This is a genomic window from Kribbella sp. NPDC050281 (assembly GCF_040655855.1).
Lineage (GTDB): Bacteria > Actinomycetota > Actinomycetes > Propionibacteriales > Kribbellaceae > Kribbella.
Window position 1 is genome coordinate 1 of record NZ_JBFAKS010000064.1, and the last position, 24,005, is coordinate 24,005.

Genomic DNA, 24,005 nt, shown 5'->3' on the forward strand with positions numbered 1-24,005 from the left:
AACACCGCACCGGCATTGACGCCCATGATCTCCGGCGCCGCCAGCGGGTTCGCGGCGACGGCCTGCATCAGAGCACCCGCCACCGCCAGGGCGGCGCCGACGCAGAGCGCCAGCACCACCCGCGGCATCCGGATCGACTGAAGGATCAGCTCATCGGGCTGGTCGGCCTTGATGAGCGCTCCCGGGAGCCGTGCCAGCGAGATGTGCTGACTGCCGATCGACAGTCCCCACGCGACGCCGGCCACGACCACCACCAGCAGCACCAGAGTCACCCAGGTGACCCGCTGCTTGTTGGTGACGATCTTCGGACGCTTGTGTACGGCGTCCTCGGAAGGTTTGGGCGCAGTGCCCACGGACAAGGACATGTCACTTCCCGTAGAGGAGTTTGACGGCTTCCTGAGCGACCACTTCGGAGGCGATCAGACCTCGCGACCGGGACCACTCGTTCGGGTCGACGTCGAAGGTCGTATTGTTCTTCACCGCCGGGATCTCCTTCCACAGCGGGCTCTTGGTCCACTGGTCGCGCAGCGTCGGTCCGTCGTTGGCGGCGATGAACATCACGTCCGGCTTGTTGGCGACCAGCGTCTCCAGCGTCAGCGAGACCGAGGCGTCACCGGAATCGTCCGGCAGCGACGACTGGATCCCGATCACCGACAGAACACCCGGCGTGTAGCCCTTCGGCGGGAACCCGGTGAAGCCCTTCTCGGAGGCGCGCACGAACAGCGCCTTGCGGCTCTCACCCGCGGGCGCCTCGGCCTTCAGGTCGGTCATCAACTTGGCGTGCTCGGCGAGCCGGGTCTTCATCTCGTCACACTTGTTCAACGCGATGGCGGTCGACATCTCACTGTCCAGCACCTGCTGGTAGTTCCCGTTCAGGCTGGCGTAGGCGATGGTCGGCGCGATCTTGGACAGCTGGGCGTAGATCGCCTTGTGCCGACCGCTGTCGGCCACGATCAGGTCCGGCTTCAGCGCGGTGATCACCTGGATGTTCGGCGTCGCCCGCAGGCCGACCGACTTGTACTCGCCGACCTTGTCGCGCAGGGCGGCGATGATCCGCTTCGGCTGGTCGTCGTCGGCGACACCGACCGGCGACATTCCGACCGCGACCAGGGCGTCGACGAAGGAGTACTCCAGCGCCACCACCTTGACCGGGTTGCCCGTGATCGTGGTGGTGCCGAGGTCGTGCTTGACGGTACGGGTCGCTTTCCCGCACTGCTCCAGGTTGACATCCGGGCTGACGCCTTCGGCAGCCGCGGCGCGGTCGGCGTTCGGCGCCGCACCGGTGGAGGGTGAGGCCGCGGCGCCGCAGCCGGACAGGGCGACCGCGGCAGCAGCTGCGGTCAGAGTGACGGCGGCGAGGACGCGCCGCAAGCTCGAGGATCGGTGGACCATGGCATTCGCTCCTGATGTCGACAATGCCTTGCAGGGGTGGGTTTCATCCGGCCACGGCGAGGGACAGCGCCGGGTCGTCGACGTCCGGCCGGTCGGAGAGACCGGGGCCGTCGTAGAGGTTCCAGGGAGCCTGCTGGTAGCTGTTGCTGCAGGGCAGGCCGGGGGTCAGCCGGTAGGTGCCAGTGGTCAGATCGACCAGGCTGGACACGATCGTGGCGTAACGGTTGAGCTCGTGCCGGCGCGGATCGACGTGCTGGCAGACGGCGTTGGGGTGACTGAAGTGGTCGCTCATCGTCGTTTGCACGATGGTCTCGACAGCCTTCTCGGTGGTGCCGTCGCGGCGGACCTGACGCAGGCCCTCCTCGACGCGCGGCACCCGGTAGAGCGAATCCACCGAGAACGGCTTGTAGGTCTCGTTGATCTGGGGTGGGACGAACGCCTGGAAGTGGTTGCCGTGCACCAGCAACCCGTCGGTCGGATACATCCAGCCGTGCCGGCCAGGTGTCGTCTCCACGTCGATGGCGAATCCGTCGCGGTGGGTGAGGAGCAGGTTGCTGGACAGGCTCTGCCGGGCGTTGAAGACCACCTGCAGCGCGTCGTACATGTCCCAGCTCTCCAGCACCATCCGGCGTACGAACGTGCCAGGGACATTGAGGCCTGAACCGAACCCGGCGCCGAGGCCGTTGGCGTTCAGCGCGAGGCCGATCGAGTTCGCACCGTGCCGGGCCAGTTGGCCGGCTTCGACATGACCGATCACGGTCGGCTTGCCCGGTTGGGAGATCCGCAGGAGTACGACGGTGTCCGCCACCCCGGCCCACAGGTCCCAGTTCTGTCCGGCCCAGACATGTCCGAGCGGATTGGCCTGCTGGAGGATCGCGAACGACGTACAGCCGTCATCACGCTGTTGCGTCGCGGCGTCGTCCTCGAACGGGTTGCCCCGGGTCAGTTCGCCACGGCTGTTCAGCGCGAGGATCTCCGCGAAGGTGCGTCCGGAGCCCTCGGCGATGCCACGGACCTCGTCCAGCAGGTCGGGCGCGACCGGCTCGATCACCGGGACCCAGCGCGGTGCCCGCTCCAGTACCTCGGCCCAGGGCAGCCCGGTGGCGCGGGGAACGGACTCGGCGTAGAACGCCAGCGAGCGCTCGATCAGCGCACGCGCGCCCTCGCCGTACTGCCGGCCGCGGTCGCGGGCGTCGGCGCCGGAGATGTCGATCGTCGGAAGCTGTGACACGGAAGTCGCTCCAGGGAGAGGACGGAAACCGGACTCGAACCGTTTGCTTGTTCGTTGTGTTCACTACGAATATTCGTCTGACGGTAGTGATTGCTACAATCGCTGTCAACGGGTCGCGACATCGTTTACCTGGCGGTGACAAACCGATCCGGGTGACATGATCTGCGTACTGACAGGCACAACTGGGAGCCGGAGGACCACCGTGGCCAAGACAAAGGCACCCACCCTGCCGGAGCGGGTGGCGAGCCGGATCGACGCACTGACCGCGACCGAGCGGAGGATCGCCGAGTACCTGTCGGCCCACCCCCAGGAGGCCGCGTTCTCCTCCGCCGAGGAGCTCGGGCGCGCCACCGGCACCAGCGACGCCAGCGTCGTCCGGACCGCCAAGGCGCTGGGTTTCGACGGCCTGCCGGGCCTGAAGCGATCGCTACAGGGCGAACTGCAGGCCCTGCTGACTCCCGCCAACCGGCTCAGCAACAGCCTCGAGTCGTTCGACGACGGCGCCGAAGGGATCCTCACCGCGACCCTGCGCGACCACGTCGAGCGGCTCCAGCAAGCCGAACGGTCGATCGACCCACAGGCGTTCGAGCACGCCGTCGAGCTGATCGACCAGGCCCGCGAGACCGTGATCTGCGGCTTCGCCGGCCTGGACGGGATCTCGGCGTACACCGCGACCCACCTGAACCGCATCGGCCGCCGCGCACGGACCGCGACCGACACCGGCTACCGGCTGGCCGACCGGTTGCTGATGCTCGGCCCGGAGGACGTGGTGGTCGTGATCGCCCACAACCGGATCATCGTGGAGACCCGCGTCATCCTCGACCTGTGCGCCGAGGTCGGTGCCCGCGCGGTGCTGATCACCGACACTCTCGGTGAGGCGTTGCGCGACCAGGTCGACGCGGTGCTGTCGGCGCCGACGAGCCGTCCGGGGACGTTCACCAGCCAGGCGACCGTGCTGATCCTGCTCGAGGCACTGGTGATCGCCGTGGCCGCACGCGACCAGGGCCGTTCGCTGGAGACCACCGACCGGATGAACCAGTTGCGCGAGGAGCTGATGGGCTTCTCCCGCGCCGACGAGGTGGCCCTGAATCTGCCGTCCCAACGGCGCGCTCGCAAGCGCACCGGCCGGACCGAGAGCGCCTGAGCGCACCCGCTGCGGTCAGACCGTGCCCTCGGTGCGTTCGTAGACGTCCGCCTCGAACTCCTCCAGCAGACGCTCACAGTCGGCCACCTTGGCCCGGGCCAGGTCCTTGCCCTCAGCATCCATCCAGTCCCGGCCCTCCACCTTGGTCAGCCAGCGGCGGAGCTTCTCCAGGTCCTGGCGGATCTCCTCGGCCTCCTCGAAGGTGTAGTTCTCCCGGAACCGCTCGAACTCGATCTCCTTGACGAACTTGGTCTCGCACTCCTCGACGATCTCGGCGTACTCCTTCGCGGACTGGCCGCGGAAGCCGTCCACGAACTGCTCGCGGGCGTCGTCGTCGACATCGGTCAGGGTCAGGAAGACGCTCGAGCCACCCAGCTCGGTCACCTTCTCCCGCACCTTCTCCATGCCGGCGCGCAACTCGTCGCGGTCCGGCAGCACGCACACCGCCTGCTGCACGTAGAACCCGCCGAGCCGCTTCAGCTCCCGCCACACCGCCACCCGGGCCCGCGAGGACTCGCTCGGCACCTTGTAGATGAGCAGCAGCCAGCTCTCCGCTGCGGGACTCTTGGGCTTGGTACGACGGGTTGCCATGCCGGACAGGTTATCCGCTGACACGACTCCGGATCCCCTCGACGAGAAACGGCATCACCTCCCGCCAGTCCGCGACCAGACCGACGTCGCAGTGCGCGAAGACCTCCGCCGCCGGATCGGTGTTGATGGCCACTACGGTCCCGGCCCGGCTCGCGCCGGCCAGGTGGTTCAAGTTCCCGGACAGCCCGACCGCGACGTACATCCGCGGTGCGACGCTGCGTCCGGTGATGCCGATCTGCCGGCCGTGCGCCATCCAGCCTTGGTCGGTGACCTTCCGGGTGGCGGCGAGCTCGGCGCCCAGGAGGACACGCATGGGCTCCAGTTCGGCGTACGTGTCGGGTGAGACACCTCGGCCGACGCTGATGACGACCTCGGCCCGGTCCAGTGCGTCACCTTCGTTGCCGGTACGGCGTTCTGCTCGGCGCAGTGCTGGGTCCGCGGCCACTGGCAGCGTGTCTTCCTTGAGTGTGCGGTCCGCTCTTGGCGTGCGCAGTGGCAGCAGACCGGTCCGGAGGGTGGCGATCTGCGGTGAGCCGTGGCTGATGATCTCGGCGAGGGTGCCGCCGCCCGACGGCTTCAGTCCGGCGAGGCGTGGCGTCGTACCGCCGGTGACGTTCAGGCTGACCAGGTCGGACATCAGCCCGGCCCCGGAGGCGACCGCGAGTCGCGCGAGCACTTCGCGATCCCACGGCAGCGCGGCGCCGAGCACGGCCCACGGCTGCCGGTCCGCGATCCAGTTCGCGAGTGCAGCGGCGACCGGCCGGGGCTCGTCATCGGTGAGCATCACCACCGAGTCAGCTCCCCACCGTGCGAGATCGTCGGTGCTGTCGGCTGTTCTTACTGCGGTCACGAATCCGCCGACCTCGGCCGCAAGCGTCGCCGCCGCACCGAGCAGGGCGCGGGTGCCTGCTTCTGGTCCCGGCCCGACCAACACCACCACCTCAGCTCCCGGCCCTCCGGGCCGGTCGCTGGGAGAAGAAGAAGGAGAGGCCGCCGGGCCTGCCGGAGCCCCGTCCGGCCGGCGCCCTCCGGGCGCCGCCTGGCGGGTTGCATCCGGCCGGTGCCCTTCGGGCGCCTGGTGGGGTGCGTCCGGCTGGTGGGGTGCGTCCGGGACGGGGTCGGATGCGGCTGGTTTTTTGGGGGTGAAGGAGCCTCGGGAGAGGAGTTCGGTGATGGCTCGGGTGGCTTGGGTTCGGGGGTTGCCTCGGAAGATGACGGGGTCGCGGGTGAGAGGGGCGGGGTGGACCTGGGCGACCTTGGTGGGACTGCCGGGGAGACCCCAGTCGGCCGGGGCGAGGTCGGCGGTGGTGACTTGGCGGATCGCGTCCGTGGGCGGCCAGGTCTCGGGCGGCGCCTTGCAGGGGTCGCAGGAACGTTCGGCTACTGCCACGACGGCGGGGAGGTCGACGACAACTGATTCGGTGCCTGTGTCGTACTGGACCGTGGTCCGAAGCTGCCTTCCGCTGGAGTCCGGCTCTAGAGTCAGGACCGGACCAGTGAACGGCAGACCGAGAATTTCGGCGAGCATCGCACCCACCGCACCGGTGCTGCCGTCGACCGAGCTGGCGCCGACCAGGATCAGGTCCGGCGGTTCATCGAGCAGCGCAACAGTCGACGCCAGAGCGCGAGCCGTGACAAGACAGTCCGATCCGGCCAACGCCGGATCCGTCAGGTGCACTGCATCGTCGATTCCCCAAGCCAGCGCCTCACGCAGTACGTCGGCCGCCACAGGCGGACCCATGGTGACAGCCGTACTGCGGCCGCCGGACTCCCGGGCCAGCCGGACCGCCTGAGCGACCGCCCGGCGGCACCACGGGTTCATCTCGGTGATCGCGCCGGCCCGTTCGAGCCGGCCGTCGGCGTCGAGGCGCCCACTGTGATCACCCTTCGGCACCTGCTTCACCAGGGCCGTGACGAGCAGGTTCATGACAAGCCGGTCCCTACTGCCATCCCGATCGCGAAGGTCACCGCGGCCGACACACCACCCAGGAGCAGTTGCCGCCCACCGCCGTACCAGAACGGCCTCGCGGTGATCTTGCCGACGATCCCGCCGGTGATGACCAGACCGAGCGCGCTCAGCAGTAGCGCGGGCAGCACGGACCCGGCCCCGAAGATGAACGGGATCAGCGGAACCAGCGCACCAAGGGCGAAGGCGGCGAACGAGGACCCGGCCGCCAGCCACGGCGACGGCAGGTCGTTGGGGTCGACGCCGAGCTCTTCGCGCACGTGGACGTCGAGCGCCACATCCGCGTTGACGGTCAGCTCGCGCGCCACCTGGGCCGCGAGCTCCGGGCGCAGGCCCTTCGCCTCGTACATCATCGCGAGCTCGCGCTCTTCTTCCTCCGGGTGGATCTGCAGCTCGCGCCGCTCCACCTCGATCTCGGCCTTCATCAGCTCGGTCTGCGACGAGACCGAGGTGAACTCACCGGAGGCCATCGAACAGGCCCCGGCGACCAGGCCGGCCAGTCCGGTCATGATCACGACCTTGCCGGTCGCCCCGCCGCCGACCACACCGGCGACCAGGGCGAAGTTCGACACCAGGCCGTCCATCACGCCGAACGTGGCCGGCCGCAGCCAGCCACCGGTCACGTCACGATGCGAGTGGTGGATCTCCGACGGTGTCTCCGCAACTTCCGCGGTCATCTCCATACGTCCTTCCGAGTGAGGTGAGCGCAACCTTAGTTAATCTGCATCACCTGTTACATAAGTCTATTCGTTACTTTCCTGAAGCGGCAACGGCTCCGCGGTCGGCCGCTGAGAGATGCGCCACCGTCACGCCGGTCGCGGTCATCGTCCGGGTCACCGCGCGGCCGCCGTACACCCAGTAGATGGTCAGTTCGCCGTCGCCGCGGTTGATGAACTGGTGCGGTACGCCGGCCGGCACCCAGGTCGCGTCGCCGGCCTCCAGGTCGATCCGCTCGTCGCCGATCACCGCGGTCGCCTGCCCCGCGAACACCAGCACCGACTCCTCGACGTTGTGCGAGTGCAGCGGGATCCGGGTGCCGACCGCGAAGACCGTCGTACCGGTGGTGATCTTGTTCGACTCGCTGTTCCAGGCGCCGACGTACGGGACGGTCCGGACGCCGCTGCCGCGGTCGAAGACCTCGACGTCATCCGGCTTGATCACCAGCCGCGGCGCCGGATCGCTCGACCAGACGGTCTTGAGGTTCATGAACTCGCGCATCCCGTGCACTCCGAGCTCGCGGCCGTAGCCGGACCGCTTGATCCCGCCGAACGGCAGCCGCGGATCCGAGGCGACCATCGCGTTCACGAACACCGCGCCCGCGTCCAGGCGACGGACCAGCTCGGACGCCCGCTCCTGCGCGGTCCACAACGAGGCGCCCAGCCCGAACTCGGTCTGGTTGGCCAGCCGGATCGCTTCGTCGGCGTCGCGCACCCGCGTGATCGCCGCGACCGGCCCGAACGTCTCCTCGTCGAACGCCGCCATCCCCGGCAGCACGTGGTCGAGTACCGTCGGCTGGTAATAGAAACCGACCCGATCGGCCACTTCTCCACCGCGCACGAGCGTCGCTCCGGCTTCGACGGTACGGCGTACCTGATCGTCCAAGGTGTCGCGGAGACCGGCCCGGGCCAGCGGACCGATCGTGGTGCCGTCGTCGACCGGATCACCGACGACCAACCTGCCGACGGCAGCGGAGAAGCGGGCGACGAACTCGTCCGCAACGGACTCCTCAACGATGAATCGCTTGGCGTTGACACAGCTCTGCCCGGCGTTGAGGAAGCGTGCGGTGACCGCCGTGGCCGCGGCGACCTCCAGGTCGGCGTCGGCCAGGACGATGAACGGGTCCGAGCCGCCGAGTTCGAGCACCTGCTTCTTCAGCGCCCGGCCCGCCTGCTCGGCGATGATGCTGCCGACCTCGGTCGAACCGGTGAACGTCACCGCCGCGATCCGATCGTCCGCGATCAGGCCGGCCACCTGGTCGGTCTCGACCAAGAGCACTCCGACCAGACCATCAGGGACTCCGGAGTCCCGCAGTACCGACTCGATCGCCAGCGCGCAGCGAGGGACCGAGTTGGCGGGCTTGAGGATCGCGCCGTTGCCCGCGGCCAGCGCCGGAGCGATGAACCGGAAGAACTGCCAGAACGGGTAGTTCCACGGCATCACCGCGAGTACGACGCCCAGCGGATCGACCTCGACCCGACCTTCCGCGGTGATCGTCTCCGCGGCCAGGAATCCGGGGGCGTTGGTCGCGTAGTACTCGCAGTTGATCGCACACTTCTCGATCTCGGCCGCCGCCTCGGCCAACGGCTTGCCCATCTCGCTGGTGATCAGGGCGGCCAGCTCGGCCTTGCGGTCCCGGAGTGTGCCGGCCAGGGATTCCAGCAGTTCGGTACGCCGCTGCACTTCGGACCACCGCCAGTTGCTCTGGGCAACCACCGCGGCGGTGAGCATACGGTCGACACGGTCCGCGTCGTACGGATCGAAGGTGGCGAGTTGCTCGCCGCTGGCTGGGTTGATCGAGACGATCACTGGGCTTGCCCTTCGCTCAGGCGGTGCAGCACGTACGGCAGCACACCGCCGTGGAGGTAGTAGTCGTGTTCGCGAGGCGTGTCGAGACGGATCCGCAGCCGGTAGCTCTTGCCCGCGCAGGACGCGGTGGCGAAGCCGTCGTCGCCGAGGCGGATGTCGATCGGGTCTTCGCCGGTCAGGTCGGCGCCTTCGCCCGGCAGGAACTCCAGCGGCAGGATGCCGAGGCCGACCAGGTTCGACCGATGGATGCGTTCGAACGACTGCGCCAGCACCGCCCGCACCCCAAGCAGAGCCGGGCCCTTCGCTGCCCAGTCCCGGGACGATCCGGTGCCGTACTCCTTGCCGGCGACAACGACGACCGGTACGCCGGCCGCACGGTAGGCCTCGGCCGCGTCGTAGATCGAGGTCAGCTCGCCGTCCGGTCTGCGAGCGACCGGACCTTCGGCGCCCTGGGCAAGCTGGTTGCGGAGCCGGACGTTGCCGAAGGCACCACGCATCATCACCAGGTGGTTGCCGCGCCGCGAGGCATACGTGTTCAGCTGATGGCGCGGCACACCCGCGTTGATCAAATATCGACCAGCGACGCTGTCCGGAGGGATCGCCCCGGCGGGTGAGATGTGGTCCGTGGTGACCGAGTCACCCAACCGCACGAGTGCGCGGGCACCGATCAGGTCACCAGGGCTCGCCTCCCTACCGAAGTACGGCGGCTGCTGCAGGTACGTCGAGTCGCCCCACGCGAAGGTATCCCCAGCCGGCGCGTCCAGTCCTTGCCACCGCTCGTCGCCCGCGAACAGCTCGTCGTACGCGTGCTCGAAGAGGTCGGGAGTCACGGTCGCGCCGATCACCTCGTCGATGCCGGTCGGCCAGATGTCCTTCAGGAAGACCGGCTGCCCGGACGGGTCGGTGCCGAGTGGTTCGGTGAGCAGGTCGATGTCCATCCGGCCGGCGAGGGCGTAGGCGATCACGAGCGGCGGCGAGGCGAGGTAGTTCAACCGGACGTCGGACTGGATCCGGCCCTCGAAGTTGCGGTTCCCGGACAGCACGGCCGCGACGGTGAGATCCTGCGCGCGAACCGCCTCGCCGACCTCGTCGATCAGCGCACCCGAGGCCCCGATGCAGGTCATACAGCCGAACCCGGCCAGGTGGAACCCCAGCTTCTCCAGGTACGGCGTGAGTCCGGCGGCGCCGAGGTAGTCCATCACGACCCGCGAACCAGGCGACAGGGTCGTCTTCACCCAGGGCTTGCTGGTGAGACCGCGCTCCACCGCGTTCCTGGCCAGCAACCCGGCGGCGACCATCACCGAGGGGTTGGAGGTGTTCGTGCAGGAGGTGATCGCCGCGACGACGACCGCGCCGTGCCCCGGGACGTCCGTCGTACGCGGACCGGCGGGGAGCTCCAGAGCGGCCGCCTGCTTGGCGTCGGCCAGGGCGACGCGCTGCTGCGGACGGCGCGGACCGGCGATAGACGGGACCACGGAGCCGAGGTCGATGTCGACGTACTCGTCGTACCGAAGCTCCGCCGATGGGTCGTGCCAGAGGCCCTGTTCCTTCGCGTAGGACTCGACGAGCGCGACCTTCTCCGGCGGGCGGCCGGTGAAGCGCAGGTACTCCAGCGTTCGGTCGTCGATCGGGAAGTACGCCGCGGTCGAGCCGAACTCCGGGCTCATGTTCGCGATCGTGGCCCGGTCCGGCACCGGCAAGCCGGCCAACGCGGGACCGCCGAACTCAACTAGCTTGCCGACCACGCCGTGCGCACGCAGTGTCTCGGTGATCGTCAGCACCAGGTCGGTCGCGGTCGTCCCGACCGGCAGTGCACCGGACAGCCGCACGCCGACGACCGGCGGCAGCACCATCGACACCGACTGTCCGAGCATCGCGGCCTCGGCCTCGATGCCACCGATCCCCCAGCCGAGGACGCCGAGCCCGTTGATCATCGTGGTGTGCGAATCCGTGCCCAGGCAGAGATCCGGGAACACCCAGCCGTCGCGCTCCTCGATCACCCGGGCCAGGTGCTCGAGGTTGATCTGGTGCATGATCCCGGCACCCGGCGGAACCACCTTCAGCTGCTGGAACGTGCGCTGGCCCCAGCGCAGGAAGCGGTATCGCTCGGCGTTGCGCTCGTACTCCAGCTCGACATTCAGCTGTAGTGCGTCCGGCCGTCCGAACACGTCCGCGATCACCGAATGGTCGACCACCAACTCGGCCGGGATCAACGGATCGACCAGCGCCGGATCGTTGCCGCGGGCCACCATCGCGTCGCGCATCGCGGCCAGATCGGCCAGCACGGGTACGCCGTTCGTGTCGTGCAGGAACACCCTGGACGGGAACACCTCAAGTTCACCGACCGCACCCGGCTCCCAGTTCCGCAGTACGTCGCTCGCGGTGCCGTGCCGCAGTGCGTTCTCCAGCAGGATGCGCAGAGTCCGCGGCAGGTGATCCGGAGCGACGCCCCGCAGGGACTGGGTCCGGGCGGTCATGCCGACTCGTTGATCGCAGCAACGACAGCGTCGGTGAACTCCGTCGTACCGGCCGTGCCGCCGAGATCCGCCGTACGGACGCCGCTCGCGACTGCCGTCCGGAGCCCGCGATCGACCAGCGTCGCCGCCTGCTTGGCGTGCTCGCTGCCAAGCCAGTCCAGCAGCATCGCGCCGGACGCGATCATGGCGGTCGGGTTGGCGAGGCCGCGGCCGGCGATGTCGGGCGCCGAACCGTGCGCGGCCTGGGCCATCGCGCGGTCGTGCGAGGCGTTGATCGACGGCGCGATGCCGAGCGAGCCGGCCAGTTCACCGGTCAGGTCGGACAGGATGTCGCCGAACATGTTCTCGGTCACGAGTACGTCGAAGTCCGCGCCGTGCCGGACCAGGTGCACGGTCATCGCGTCGATGTGGAAGTCGTCGACCTCGACCTCGGGGAACCCGGCCGCGAGCTCGCGGCAGATCTCCAGGAAGAAGCCGGTGCTGGTGCGCAGCACGTTGGCCTTGTGCACGATCGTCAGGTGCCGGCGCCGACGGCTCGCCAGCTCGAGGGCCTGCCGTGCGATCCGCTCGATCGCCGGCCGGGTGAAGATGCCCATCGCGATCGCCACATCCGCGGTCGGCATGAACTCGCCGGTGCCGCGATAGGTACTGCGGTCCGCGTAGAAGCCCTCGGTGTTCTCCCGGACCACGACCAGGTCGAGGCCAGGCACCAGCGCGGGCGTCCCGTCGAAGGCTTTGGCCGGGCGGATGTTCGCGAACAGGTCGAAGTGCTTGCGGAGGAACCCGCTCGGGTTCAGCATGGCCCGGTGCTCGGCGGGGTACGCCGCGCTGTCGTGCGGGCCGAGCAGCCAGCCGTCGAGCTTGTCGAGCGTCTCGACCGTGACGTCGGGCAGCGCGCTGCCGTGCGTCTCGATCGCCGCGGCACCGACCGGAAGTGGAACCCAGTCGACGGGTTCGGCGCCGGTAGCGGTCAGCGCCGCGTCGAGCACCCGGACCGCGGCGGGAACGATCTCGGGTCCGATTCCGTCGCCGGGGAGCACGCCCAGCCGGTAGTGATCAGCCATGGGAAGGAGTGTGAGTCGTTATAACCTTCTGCGTCAAGATCTCTCCAGGGATCGTCTCAAGGCTTGATCTCAAGGTATTCTCTGCGTCAGCCTTGTTATAACCACGGAGGTCCGCCTGTGTCCGAGGTCAAGACGGCCACCAAGGCCGAGGTCGCCTACGAGCTCGTCCGCGACCAGCTCCTGCGCGGCGATCTGGTCCCGGGATCGGTCATCCAGCAGGCCGCTCTGGCCCGAGACCTCGGCATCAGTACGACGCCGCTGCGCGAGGCACTGCGCCGGTTGATGACCGAGGGCCTGGTCGAGCTGGACGCGCACCGCGACGCCCGCGTCACCCGGCTGACCGCCGAGGAGGCGCGCGACCTGGTCGAGATCCGGCGGTCGCTCGACCCGTTGGCGGCCGGGCTCGCGGCGGAGCGTCGTACCCGGCAGGATCTGGACCGGATCCGGGAGACGGCCGACAAGCTGTTGCCGCTGCGGGCCGACCCGGCGACGGCCGAGCTGGCGACCCATCGGCAGTTCCACGTCGCGATCTACACGGCCTCGCACAACCAGTTGCTGGTCCAGACCCTGGACGGGCTGTGGGACAAAGCGGACCGGTACCGCAGGCTTGCCCTCGAGGACGGCCGGACCGAGGAGGACCTCGACCGCACCCACGCCGAGCATCTCGCGATGGTCGACGCGATCGCGGCCGGAGACTCCACCACGGCCGCCGCGGTCATGCTCGCCCACGTCGACGCCAGCCTCGGTGCGCGCGCGGTCGCCCGCCTCACATCCGCCGCCGCACAGCCTGTCGCCCGGTCACTCCGGGGCATCCGAGGAGCACGCACATGACCGAGGCCCTCTGGACCGGTTACCAGCATCGTGAGGTCGACTCCGACGGCTGGACGACGTTCTGGCGCCTCGACCCGCGCGGCCACGACTTCCACCTCACCGACTGGACCGGGTATCCGGACCGCGAGGGCCACCGCCTGTGGGACCGGGCCGCGACGCCCGCCGGTGTCCGGGCCGCTTGGAGTACGACGGCGTCCTCGGTGCGACTGGAGATCCGGGCGGCGCTCGGCATCTACGCGAAGCTGGCACCGGTGGACGTCCTGGTCGATGGCGAGCTGCATCGGCGCTGCGAGGTGCGGGAGGGTGAGCAGATTCTGACTGCCGACCTTCCGGGCCGGCCCGCCGAGGTGGAGATCTGGCTGCCGCAGGCCGGGATGATCGGCTTCCGCGGGCTCGCGTTCGACGGCGACGCCGAGCCGGTGGCACCGGGCGGTCCGCGCTGGATCACCTACGGCAGCTCGATCACCCAGTGCAGCGGCGCGTACGGCCCGTCGGAGACTTGGCCGGCCTTGGTCGCCCGTCGGCACGGCTGGGATCTGGTCGCCCTCGGCTTCGCCGGCGAGTGCCATCTCGATCCGATCGCGGCCCGCACGATCCGGGATACTCCAGCGCGACTGATCTCAATGTGCCTCGGCGTCAACATCTACGGCGGCGGGACCTTCAGCGGCCGGACCCTGCCCGGCCAGGTCGAGTCGTTCGTCTCGACCGTCCGTGCAGGTCATCCCACGACGCCGATCATCGTCATCACTCCCCTGCTCGCCCCCAACCTCGAGGGCAAACCCAACGCGGTCGGCCTCACCCTCGACGACATCCGCGACTGCGTCGAGCTCGGCGCTCGCGTCGATCCCGCCGTACGCCTCATCGACGGCCGCGACATCCTCACCACCACCGAGGCCCTCGCCCTGTACGCCGACGACCTCCACCCCGGCCCCGACGGCTACCACCTCATCGCCGACCGCCTAGCCCCCCTTCTACCTCTCCCCTAACCTCCGCTCCCCCCAACCACCCCAACTCCTCCGCTCCCCGTCGATGCCTCACCCCCGACGGCCGCCCGGATAGCCCGACCTACGCCCGGCCATCCCCCGTTCCTGTCCGAAGACGCCCGGAACGCCGACAGGCCAGGCACCGTAGAACCCGTCAGCGCACCACGACCCATCACGGCCCGGTCCGGCCGAAGCGGCTTGCTCCCGCCTTTGTGCACCAGGAAGCCGGATTCACGGCGATCCAGTGGGTGACCGGTGCCCATAGCCGGGCATGGGGGCATCACGTCCGCAGGGAACCACGAAGGCGGGCGCATGATCACGACAACGGCGTGGGTCATCGAGCGGCGGCGTACAGACCAACAGGTAGTGCACCTGCAGTACGCCGTACGCAGGACGCACTCGCGCTCAGCTGCACTACCTGTCGGCCCGACACCTCCTGTCCAGCCGCACGCGTCCCCCTAACCGAAGCCGCCCCAGACAGCAGAACCGGATATCCCCTCCAGATGGGGGTTCTCCCCTCGTACACCAGCGGAGAAGGCACTGGTCAGACGGATATTCCCTCGTGTGCTGCGGACGGGCGAGGGTGGGTGGTTGGAGGTGTTGGGTGGGGAGGGTGGTGGCGGTCAGGCTCCCGGGGTGAGGCTTGTGCCTAGGGCTTGCCAGTCGAGGACGGGGGCTGCTAGCTGGCTGATGGTGGCGAGGAGGCCGAGGCGGGCGGCCCGGATCTCCGGGTCTTCGGCCATCACCAGGATCTCGTCGAAGAACGTGGTGACCGGCTCGACGAGGACCGAGGCCGCGGTGGCGAAGTCGGCCAGGCCGGTCGGCGCCTGGCCCACCTTCTGGACGGCCTCGTGCAGGACGACCTCGGCCGGCTCGGTCAGCTTGGCCGGGTCGTACGACGCCTCGGTGCCCTCCGGGACGATCCGTCGTACCCGCTGTAGGACGGCGACCAGGTCGGCGAAGTCGCCGCTGCCGACCAGCTGCCGCAGGCTCGCCAGCGTCTCGTCGGCCACCGCCGGAGCAGTTGCCAACGGCAACACCGCGGCCACCTGGTAATGGTCGTCACCGCGGTCGAGCAGCTGCTGCTCGTACCGCCGTACGGTGAACTCCGCGACCTCGTCCAGCGACTCCGCCGGTACGTCGATGCCCTGGGCACCGATCTCCGCGGCGGCGGCGCGCAGGCCGACGGGGAGCGTGATGTCGCGAAGCGACGGGTGTTCGCGCAGGATCGCCACCACACCTGCGGCCGCCCGCCGCAGTGCGAAGGGGTCGGAGCTACCCGTCGGCTTCGCGCCGATGCCGAACAGGCCCGCCAGCAGGTCGAAGCGGTCCGCCAGCGCGAGCAGTGCACCCGGAGTCGTCGCCGGGACCGGATCCCCGGCCGACCGCGGCAGCTCCATGTCGTACAGCGCCTGCGCGACCGCCTCGGTCTCCCCGGCCCGGCGCGCGTACTCGCGGGCCATCGTCCCGGCCAGGCTGGTCAGCTCGACCACCATCTGCGATCCCAGATCGAACTTCGCCAGCTCCGCCGCACGGCGCAGCGTGGTCAGGTCGTCGCCGTCCAGCCCAACCGTCGCCCCGAGGTTGAGCGCGATCCGGCCGATCCGGGCGGCCCGGTCGGCCATCGAGCCGAGCCGCTGCTCGAAGGCCAGCTTCTCCAGCTCGCTCTTCATCGACTCCAGCGAGGTGTCCAGGTCGGCCCGCCAGAAGAACGCGGCGTCCTCGTAGCGCGCCCGCAGAACGGCCTCGTTGCCCTCGCGGACAACGTCATCCTTGACCGAACCGTTGGCTATGGCAACGAAATGTGGGAGCAGCTTGCCGTCACCGTCCCGGACCGGCAGGTACCGCTGGTGCTTGCGCATCACGGTGGTGAGGATCTCGCCGGGCAGCGTCAGATAGTCCGCCGAGAAGCCACCGAGGATCGCCGTCGGTTCCTCGACCAGGTTGACGATCTGGTCGATCAGCGCGGTCTCGCCCTCGAGGTCGATCGTGCCGCCGGCCTCGGTGGCCAGCCTCTGCGCCGCCTCGACGATCTGCTCACGCCGCTTGGCCGGATCGGCCTCGATGCCGTGGATCCGGAGCAGGTCCAGGTACCCCTCGGCCGCGGCGATCTCCACCTGCGGCGGAGCCGCGTTCCGGTGCACCCGCGTCGTCCGGCCCGAGGCCAGCGTCGACACCGACACCGGCACCACCTGGTCGCCGAGCAGCGCGACCAGCCAGCGCACCGGCCGGGTGAACGACAACTTGGCGTCGTTCCACCGCATGTTCTTGTCCGAGCGCAGACCGCTGACGATCTCGCCCAGTACGCCGCTCAGCACCTCGGCCGCCCCGCGACCCGGGTCCGGCTTGGTCACCGCGACGTACTCGACACCGTCCACGTCGAGATCGTGCAGCTCATCGGTGCCGACACCCTGACCGCGGGCGAAACCGGCCGCGGCCTTGGTCACGTTGCCGTCGGCGTCGTACGCGGCCGACTTCCGCGGACCGCGGACCACTCGCTCCGCGTCCGGCTCACCGGCCTGCACGCTCGCGACGAACGCCACCACCCGGCGCGGCGTCGCGTACGTCGTGATGTCGCCGTGCCCGAGGCGCGTCGCGGCCAGCTTCTCGGTGAGGGCCGTCTTCACCGCCTCGGCGGTCTTGGTGACCTCCGACGGCGGCATCTCCTCGGTACCGATCTCGAACGTCAGCTGCCGGGTCCCGCTGGCCGTCGGGAACTCGGTCGGCTCGGGCGCCGGCGCGGGCAGCTCGGCGATGCCCAGCGGGTGCTCGAGCTCGGTCCGGCGCTCGGCCCACAGCTGGGCCACCTCGCGGGCCAGTGTGCGCATCCGGCCGAAGGCCTTGGCGCGTTCCGTCGTACTCACGGCGCCGCGGGAGTCGAGGATGTTGAAGGTGTGCGAGCAGCGCAGTACGTAGATGTGCGCGGGGACCGGGAGCCGGGCGTCGAGCATCCGGCGGGCCTCGTTCGCGTATTCCTCGAACAGCCGCTTCTGGGTGTCGACGTCAGCGTCGTCGAGGTAGTACCGGCTCATCTCGTACTCGGCCTGGCCGAACGCCTCGCCGTAGGAGATGCCCGGCGCGTAGGCGATGTCCTTGAAGTGCGAGACGCCCTGCAGCGCCATCATGATCCGCTCGATGCCGTAGGTGATCTCCACCGACACCGGGTCCAGCGTCATTCCGCCGGCCTGCTGGAAGTAGGTGAACTGGGTGATCTCCAGGCCGTCCAGCCAGACCTCCCAGCCGAGGCCCCACGAGCCGGTCGCCGGGTTCGCCCAGTTGTCCTCGACGAACCGGATGTCGTGGGCGTGGATGTCGATGCCGAGCGCGGTCAGGCTGTCCAGGAAGAGCTCCTGCGGGTTGCCCGGGTCCGGCTTCAGGACCACCTGGAACTGGGTGTGCGTCTGCAGCCGGTTCGGGTTCTCGCCGTAGCGGCTGTCATCGGGCCGGACACTCGGCTCGACGTACGCGACCCGCCACGGCTCGGGACCGAGCACCCGCAGGATGGTGGCCGGGTTCAGCGTTCCGGCTCCGACCTCGGTGTTGAACGGCTGCACGATCATGCAGCCCCGATCGGTCCAGTACTTCGTCAGCGCGAGCAGCGCGTCCTGCATGGTGAGCACAGCAAACCTCGAGCCATTGTTCGGAGGGGGTCAGGGGACGAAGTCTATTCGCCCTGATCTGGTGCTACACCCCGGATTGCGAGGTCGAGGAGCCGGTCCGCCTGATCGGTGTCCAGGTCGCTCGCCAGGCAGATGCCGTTGACCAGTTTCAGCAGGTCCTCGATCGCCACATCGCGGGGCACCGCGCCGTCCTTCTGAGCCCGGACGAGGAGGCTGCCGCCTGCGTCGAGGATGCGCGCGTGGCACTCGGAACCTCGCTCCGCGCTCATCACCAGCGCGGGCCCCAGACCGCGGGTTCCAGTGATGTGGCCGACCATGCCGTGCAGCCAGATCGTCAACGCCTGCAGGGGTTCTGGGTGCTCGCGGAGTTCCTCGCCTTGCGCGCAGACTGTGTCGATGCTGTTCTGGAACACCGCTTCCAGCAGAGCGCCCCGGCCGCGGAAGTGCCGGTGCAGAGTGGCTGATCCGATGCCGGCCCGGCGCGAGATCTCTTCCAGCGAGGCGTCGGCGCCCTGCTCGGCGACGACCTCGGCGGCGACCGCGACCAGCCGGTAGTAGTTCCGCCGCGCATCGGCTCGCATCTCATCTCCCTTGCTAACTGGGGTGGTCCCCCATATCGTAGCAACCCTTAACCGGGGGACCGCCCCACTTACTTGAGGAGCTACTGGATGCGGATCGGACTGGCTTTCGGGGACGTCAGGGGACAACGCGATCTCGCCGAGATCACCCGGCAGATCCGGGCGACGCGCGGCACGGCCTGGATCTCGCAAGGACCGAACCTCGACGCCCTCACCACCCTCGCGGTCGCCGGCAACGGTCCCGCCGAGATCGGCACTGCGGTGGTTCCGTTTCCGCAGCGACATCCACTGGTGCTGGCGAGTCAGGCGCTCACCGTGCAGGCGGCGACTGGCAATCGTTTGATTCTCGGGATCGGCGCGGGCATTTCACGGATGGTCGACTCGATGTTCGGGCTGCCCACCGACCGACCTGCTCGGCGGCTGCGCGAGTACCTCGAAGTACTGCGGCCACTCCTCCGCGGCGAGCCTGTCGACCATCACGGCGAGACGCTCACCGCCGTCGGCGCGGTCAGTGTGCACGGCGCCGACGCACCGCCAGTCCTGGTCGCGGCGCTCGGGCCAGCGATGTTGCGGGTCGCGGGCGAACTGGCCGACGGCACGATCACCTGGATGACCGGCCCTCGCACTCTCGCCGGCCACGTCGTCCCTTCGATTACCAAGGCGGTGAACGGGCGTGCACCCCGGATCGTCGCGGGCTTCGCGATCTGCGTGACGAACGCGGAAGGCGCCGTACGCACCCGGTTCGCAACCGACTACGCGTTGGCCGGCCAGGTCCCGGAGTACCGCGCGATGCTCGACCGCGAGGGCGTCAACGGACCGGCCGACGTACTGCTCGCCGGAGACGAGGACGCGATCACCAAGCAGCTCGACCAACTGCGCGACACCGGCGTCACCGATCTGATCCTCGCCCCGATCGGTACGCCGGCCGAACAAGCCAGAACCGTGGAGTTCCTTAGACTGGTGCGGTGACCTCGCCGAAACATGCGGCGGTTGTCCGCTAGCTGAGTCGTCCGCTCCCCGGGCGCCGTACCGGCCCTCGGGTGAGCCGTGCTGCCCTATTCGAATTCCTGGCAGGGACGACTCATGACCGTCATCACGGTGAACGACACACTCTCCGCGGATCGGGCCCTGCGCCTGATCGACCGCGGTTCCACTCTTGTCTGGGACGGCGATTTCCAGAACGCGAAACAACTGCTGGCCGCGCTCGGCCGCCGGGTTCCGGCGGCCGCGGGAGGCAGCTTCCAGGAGCAGCGCCGGCGCCAGGCCCGGCGCGCGCAGGTGCTCAACTCGTTGCTGATAGCAACTCATGACCACGCGATCCGCCTCCGCCGGGCGCCGGACGTGCGGCAGGCCTGCCTGGAGGCGTACGGGCCGGCCGACGGCGAGCAGCTCGTGCCGTTGCGCGAGTTGCTCGGTGTCATCGGTGCGCACCAGTTGCGCCTCGAGGGAGTCCAGGTGCCGGCCCTCGGCGCCCGGATCCATCCGCACTACGGGGTCTTCGCCCCGACGCGATCGGAGTACGTCGATCTGGTCGGCGACTGCCCGCTGCCGCACCCGGCGGTCGCCTTCGACATCGGGACCGGGACCGGAGTACTGGCCGCGGTGCTGGCCCGGCGGGGCGTTCCCAGGGTCGTTGCCACCGACAACAGCGTGCGGGCGGTCGAGTGCGCCCGGGACAACCTCCGGCGGCTCGGGGTGCAGGGTCGCGTCACGGTGGTCGAGACCGATCTGTTCCCACCGGGGCGGGCCGATCTGGTGGTGTGCAACCCGCCCTGGATCCCGGCCCGGCCGATCACGCCGCTGGATCGCGCGGTCTACGACGAGGACGGGCGGATGCTCCACGGCTTCATCGGACAGGTGCGCGACCACCTGAACCCGGGTGGCGAGGTCTGGCTGGTGTTGTCCGACCTCGCCGAGCACCTCGGCCTCAGGTCGCGCGCCGAGCTGCTGGACGGGTTCCGGTCCGCCGGTCTGCGGGTCGCCGGCAGGTCGGACGTCGTACCGCGGCACCGACGGGCGCGGGACAACGAGGTGACCTCTCTGTGGCGGCTGTGTCCATCCGGCGGATCGCCGTTCGTGGAGAGGGCATGAACAACACATTGGTGGTTGAGGATGCCGAGTTGTACTACGAAGTGCGTGGGGCCGGGCCGTTGGTGGTGCTGGTCGGGGCGCCGATGGGGGCGGACTCGTTCGCGCCGCTGGCCGACCTGCTGGCCACGGACCACACGGTTCTGACGCTGGATCCGCGCGGCGTGAGTCGCAGCACGCTCCGGCCGGGTGGGACCTCGACGCCCGAGCAGCGCGCCGACGACCTGGCCCGGCTGATCCGGCACGTCGGCGACGGTCCGGCCGCGGTGTTCGGGTCGAGCGGCGGGGCGGTGAGCGTACTGGCGCTGGCCCAGGCCTACCCGGAGCTGGTGAGCACGGTGATCGCCCACGAGCCGCCGCTGGACCGCCTGGTCGAGGACGGTGACGAGCTGCTGGCCAAGTCCGAGCGGATGATGGCCGACTACCTGGCCGGGGACGTGATCGGGGCCTGGAGGCAGTTCTTCGCGCTGGCGAACATCCAGGTGCCGGACGGCATGATCGAGGCGATGTTCGGCGGCGAGCGGGACCCGCAGCAGGTCGCCGATGAGCGGTTCTGGTTCGCCCACGAGCTGCGCGAGACGGTGACCTGGGTGCCGGACGTGGACCGGTTGCTGGACAGCGGCGTACGGATCGTGGTCGGCATCGGCGCGGAGTCGACCGGTCAGCTCTGCGACCGGACCTCGACCGCGCTGGCCGGCCGGCTCGGCATCGCGCCGACCCGGTTCCCCGGCGACCACACCGGCTTCGCCGACCGGCCGGAGCCGTTCGCCGCCGCACTGCGCGCGGAGCTGGCCGTCGAGGTGAGGTGAGACTCCCCGTAGGCCGTCAGGAGGAGTATGTGAAGCTGGAGGTGTCCGGTGCGTGCGGTGGTGTGAACGCGGTCGCATCGGGCACCGGTCGGAGGTGCCTGGCGGGTTCCGTTCACCGCGTGGCGCCTTGACCTCAACCGTGGTTGAAGTTTAAAGCTTGTGTCTCGTCAGGGAACGTTGGTGCCTCTAGCGGTGGTCCGGTCGTTCGCTGGCAAGGCGGAGGAGGAGAGCAATGCGGAGCATTGCGCGACGACGACAACGCCGCCAGCGGGCGTCCGGGGCGCCGCTAGAGGTGCCGAACGCTCCCTGACGAGACACTGAGCCGCTGAAACAGGACATCGGAGATATCGGCCCCCGCGGGCCCCGACGAAGGAGCAGAGTTGACCACGTACACGCTTCCCGACCTCCCCTACGACTACGGCGCACTGGCGCCGAGCATCGCCGGCGAGATCATGGAGCTGCACCACTCCAAGCACCACCAGACCTACGTGAACGGCCTGAACGACACCCTGGACAAGCTGGCCGCGGCCCGCGAGAAGGGCGACTTCGGCGCGATCGTCGGGCTGGAGAAGTCGCTCGCCTTCAACCTCGGCGGGCACGTCAACCACTCGATCTTCTGGAAGAACCTGTCGCCGGACGGTGGCGACAAGCCGGACGGCGAGCTGGGCGCGGCGATCGACGAGTACTTCGGTTCGTTCGACGGCTTCCAGGGACACTTCACCGCCAGCGCCACCACGATCCAGGGCTCCGGCTGGGCGATTCTCGGCTGGGACGCGCTGGCCGGGCGGCTGCTCGTCCACCAGCTGTACGACCAGCAGGGCAACCTGCCGGCCGGGCAGATCCCGATCGTGATGCTGGACATGTGGGAGCACGCGTTCTACCTGCAGTACAAGAACGTGAAGCCGGACTACGTGAAGGCCTGGTGGAACGTGGTGAACTGGGGCGACGCGCAGGCCCGTTTCGACGCGGCCCGCGCCGGAGCCGGCAACCTCATCGCCGGCGCCTGATCGCGGTCCGGGGTCCGGCGAGGTTTCGCCGGACCCCGGATCTCAGTGCGTGAAGAACCCGGTCAGTACCGGGGCGATCGCGGTCGCCTTGATCAGGTGGTTCTGACCGGGGATCTCGCGGTGCTCGGCACCAGGTACGGCGTCCGCCAGCGCACGCACCGAGGTCTTCATCCAGGCCGGGCTCTTGCCGCCGTTGACGACCAAGGCCGGTACGCCGATCGCCGCCCACTGGGAGGCGTCCAGAGGCCGGCCGGCCACATTGCCGCCGACGACTCGGGCGTCGTACGGGAGCGTGGGGGCCATCGCCTTCAGGTGCTTCCAGGCCGGCATCAGCTTCATCATCGTGACCATCGGGCCAGGCAGGCCGATCACCGTGGTCATGAAGTACCGGACCGCGTCGGCGGGCTCGCGGGCCTCGAGGTCCTGCACCCAGGTCGCCGGGATCTGCTTGCGGCTGTCGTCGACCACGAACGGCGGCTCGAACGCGACCACCTTCTCGATCGCCAGCCCCGCCGCCGCGGCCCGCAGCGCGAGCGCCGCCCCGGACGACGAGCCATAGACGTACGCCGAGCCACCGGCCGCCTCGATCACCGCGGCCAGGTCCTCGATCTCGCGCTCCACCTCGTAGGTGTCCGCGTTGCCGGAGTCGCCGCGGCCACGCCGGTCGTAGTTGTAGACCGTGAAGCTCGACGCAAGCGTCTCGGCCAGCGCGGGCATCGGGCCCTGGGATCGCCCGCACAGCGCACCGTCGACCAGCACCAGGGCAGGTCCTTCTCCACGCTTGTCGTAGGCGATCGTCGTACCGTCCTTGGAGACCACTGTGCTGCTCATGCGAAGAACTCCTTCAGCGCGGGGGCCAGGGCGGCCGCGTCCACATTGTGCTGCTGATCGGGGACCAGGCAGGCGGTGGCGCTCGGGATCGCTGCCATCACGGCTTGGTTGCCCTGCTTCATCCATTCCTCCGACGCTCCGCCGGTGAACACCCGGGTCGGCACGGTCACCGAGCCCGCCGCGGCCGGGATCGAGTAGTCGCCCATCACGGTCGCGTCGTACGCGAGGGTGTGCGCGATCGCCTCCTGAGCCGGCCACCATGGCGACTCCTTCGCCATCGCGACGAACTCGGCCGGCAGCCCGACCACCTCGGCCATGAAGTACTCGGCCGCCTTGTCCCGGCGACCCTCGGCGACGAACGCGCGATAGATCGACGCCGTGTCGGCGGGCGGCCGCTTCCGCGTGCCTTCGAGGATGTACGGCGGCTCCCACAGCGCGAGCTTGGTCACCGGCCGGCCGGTGGCAGTCGCGAGCAGGGCGAGCGCGGCACCGGACGACGTCCCGTAGAGGTGCGCCGGGCCGCCCGCGGCCGCGAAGATCGCGTCCAGGTCCTCGAATTCGCGCTCGATTGCGTACTCCGGTGCATCGCCGGAATCACCGCGGCCGCGCCGGTCGTAGTTGTAGACGGTGTGGTTCTGCGCCAGCAGGGCAGCCAGCGGGGCGTTCGACATCCGGTCCACCGAACCGCCGCAGACGAGAACCACCGCGGGCCCTTTGCCGAGCCGGTCGTACGCGATGGCGGTGCCGTCCGCCGAAGTGACCTTCTCCATGACGTTCCTCCTGTATCAATGAGGGCCACTCAGCTGGCCTCATCACTGCGTCGAACATCGGCAGCACAGATCGACCGCATGTGATCTACATCACTCC

General features: G+C 69.3%; 20 protein-coding genes. 7 read left to right on the forward strand and 13 right to left on the reverse strand.

The window, feature by feature from the left end; genetic code table 11:
• From AB0I34_RS41430 to AB0I34_RS41440, 3 genes are all read right to left on the reverse strand, one after another.
• On the reverse strand, positions 1 to 365 hold a 365-nt coding region (locus tag AB0I34_RS41430; RefSeq protein ID WP_360457253.1), incomplete at its 3' end, for an iron chelate uptake ABC transporter family permease subunit.
• A 1-nt stretch (position 366) separates the two neighbouring features.
• Positions 367 to 1,392, reverse strand: coding sequence for a Fe(3+) dicitrate ABC transporter substrate-binding protein (locus tag AB0I34_RS41435; RefSeq protein ID WP_360457256.1), 1,026 nt, complete (start codon positions 1,390 to 1,392; stop codon positions 367 to 369).
• A 43-nt stretch (positions 1,393 to 1,435) separates the two neighbouring features.
• Complete coding sequence (locus AB0I34_RS41440; RefSeq protein WP_360457259.1) at positions 1,436 to 2,623, reverse strand: C45 family peptidase; 1,188 nt, start codon at positions 2,621 to 2,623, stop codon at positions 1,436 to 1,438.
• 202 nt (positions 2,624 to 2,825) lie between these two features.
• Between AB0I34_RS41440 and AB0I34_RS41445 the strand changes: the two genes are divergently transcribed.
• Positions 2,826 to 3,767: a MurR/RpiR family transcriptional regulator gene (locus AB0I34_RS41445; protein WP_360457262.1), complete on the forward strand. Its 942-nt coding sequence runs from the start codon at positions 2,826 to 2,828 to the stop codon at positions 3,765 to 3,767.
• A 15-nt stretch (positions 3,768 to 3,782) separates the two neighbouring features.
• On the opposite strand, the gene AB0I34_RS41450 is transcribed toward AB0I34_RS41445, so the two are convergent.
• The 6 genes from AB0I34_RS41450 to AB0I34_RS41475 form a co-directional block, all read right to left on the reverse strand.
• Positions 3,783 to 4,358, reverse strand: a complete 576-nt coding sequence (locus tag AB0I34_RS41450) for a Chromate resistance protein ChrB (RefSeq protein WP_131362706.1) — start codon at positions 4,356 to 4,358, stop codon at positions 3,783 to 3,785.
• 10 nt (positions 4,359 to 4,368) lie between these two features.
• Positions 4,369 to 6,285, reverse strand: coding sequence for an FAD-binding protein (locus AB0I34_RS41455; RefSeq protein ID WP_360457265.1), 1,917 nt, complete (start codon positions 6,283 to 6,285; stop codon positions 4,369 to 4,371).
• Entirely contained in the window at positions 6,282 to 7,001 is a 720-nt protein-coding gene (locus tag AB0I34_RS41460) for a VIT1/CCC1 transporter family protein (RefSeq protein WP_360457268.1), read from the reverse strand. The genes AB0I34_RS41455 and AB0I34_RS41460 overlap by 4 nt, the downstream gene beginning before the upstream one ends.
• Positions 7,002 to 7,074: 73 nt before the next feature.
• A complete protein-coding gene (locus AB0I34_RS41465; RefSeq protein WP_360457271.1) occupies positions 7,075 to 8,850 on the reverse strand; it encodes an aldehyde dehydrogenase family protein in 1,776 nt (591 codons plus the stop codon).
• Positions 8,847 to 11,327: an aconitate hydratase AcnA gene (gene acnA / locus AB0I34_RS41470; protein ID WP_360457274.1), complete on the reverse strand. Its 2,481-nt coding sequence runs from the start codon at positions 11,325 to 11,327 to the stop codon at positions 8,847 to 8,849. Before acnA ends, AB0I34_RS41465 begins: the two co-directional genes overlap by 4 nt.
• Positions 11,324 to 12,391 carry an isocitrate/isopropylmalate dehydrogenase family protein gene (locus AB0I34_RS41475; RefSeq protein ID WP_360457277.1) on the reverse strand — a complete coding sequence of 356 codons (1,068 nt, stop codon included), beginning with the start codon at positions 12,389 to 12,391 and terminating at the stop codon, positions 11,324 to 11,326. Before AB0I34_RS41475 ends, acnA begins: the two co-directional genes overlap by 4 nt.
• A 117-nt stretch (positions 12,392 to 12,508) precedes the next feature.
• Here AB0I34_RS41475 and AB0I34_RS41480 point away from each other — a divergent pair, with 117 nt between their 5' ends.
• Positions 12,509 to 13,222, forward strand: a complete 714-nt coding sequence (locus AB0I34_RS41480; protein ID WP_360457280.1) for a GntR family transcriptional regulator — start codon at positions 12,509 to 12,511, stop codon at positions 13,220 to 13,222.
• Positions 13,219 to 14,208 carry a GDSL-type esterase/lipase family protein gene (locus AB0I34_RS41485; protein WP_360457283.1) on the forward strand — a complete coding sequence of 330 codons (990 nt, stop codon included), beginning with the start codon at positions 13,219 to 13,221 and terminating at the stop codon, positions 14,206 to 14,208. The genes AB0I34_RS41480 and AB0I34_RS41485 overlap by 4 nt, the downstream gene beginning before the upstream one ends.
• A 620-nt stretch (positions 14,209 to 14,828) precedes the next feature.
• Here AB0I34_RS41485 and AB0I34_RS41490 read toward each other — a convergent pair.
• Both AB0I34_RS41490 and AB0I34_RS41495 read right to left on the reverse strand, forming a co-directional pair.
• A complete protein-coding gene (locus AB0I34_RS41490) occupies positions 14,829 to 17,816 on the reverse strand; it encodes a glycine--tRNA ligase (RefSeq protein ID WP_360457334.1) in 2,988 nt (995 codons plus the stop codon).
• A gap of 53 nt (positions 17,817 to 17,869) precedes the next feature.
• Positions 17,870 to 18,406: a helix-turn-helix domain-containing protein gene (locus tag AB0I34_RS41495; protein WP_360457286.1), complete on the reverse strand. Its 537-nt coding sequence runs from the start codon at positions 18,404 to 18,406 to the stop codon at positions 17,870 to 17,872.
• An 87-nt stretch (positions 18,407 to 18,493) separates the two neighbouring features.
• Between AB0I34_RS41495 and AB0I34_RS41500 the strand changes: the two genes are divergently transcribed.
• From AB0I34_RS41500 to AB0I34_RS41515, 4 genes are all read left to right on the forward strand, one after another.
• Positions 18,494 to 19,372, forward strand: coding sequence for a TIGR03564 family F420-dependent LLM class oxidoreductase (locus AB0I34_RS41500; protein ID WP_360457289.1), 879 nt, complete (start codon positions 18,494 to 18,496; stop codon positions 19,370 to 19,372).
• A 114-nt stretch (positions 19,373 to 19,486) separates the two neighbouring features.
• Positions 19,487 to 20,494 (forward strand): class I SAM-dependent methyltransferase, encoded by a 1,008-nt coding sequence (locus tag AB0I34_RS41505; protein ID WP_360457292.1) that lies wholly within the window; start codon positions 19,487 to 19,489, stop codon positions 20,492 to 20,494.
• Positions 20,491 to 21,300, forward strand: coding sequence for an alpha/beta hydrolase (locus AB0I34_RS41510; protein ID WP_360457295.1), 810 nt, complete (start codon positions 20,491 to 20,493; stop codon positions 21,298 to 21,300). The genes AB0I34_RS41505 and AB0I34_RS41510 overlap by 4 nt, the downstream gene beginning before the upstream one ends.
• Before the next feature lie 380 nt (positions 21,301 to 21,680).
• The gene (locus tag AB0I34_RS41515; RefSeq protein ID WP_360457298.1) at positions 21,681 to 22,307 is read left to right on the forward strand and encodes a superoxide dismutase; all 627 of its coding nucleotides are present in this window, start codon (positions 21,681 to 21,683) and stop codon (positions 22,305 to 22,307) included.
• A 42-nt stretch (positions 22,308 to 22,349) separates the two neighbouring features.
• On the opposite strand, the gene AB0I34_RS41520 is transcribed toward AB0I34_RS41515, so the two are convergent.
• Positions 22,350 to 23,138 (reverse strand): alpha/beta hydrolase, encoded by a 789-nt coding sequence (locus AB0I34_RS41520; protein ID WP_360457301.1) that lies wholly within the window; start codon positions 23,136 to 23,138, stop codon positions 22,350 to 22,352.
• Entirely contained in the window at positions 23,135 to 23,908 is a 774-nt protein-coding gene (locus tag AB0I34_RS41525; RefSeq protein WP_360457304.1) for an alpha/beta hydrolase, read from the reverse strand. The genes AB0I34_RS41520 and AB0I34_RS41525 overlap by 4 nt, the downstream gene beginning before the upstream one ends.
• Between the last annotated feature and the right edge of the window lie 97 nt (positions 23,909 to 24,005).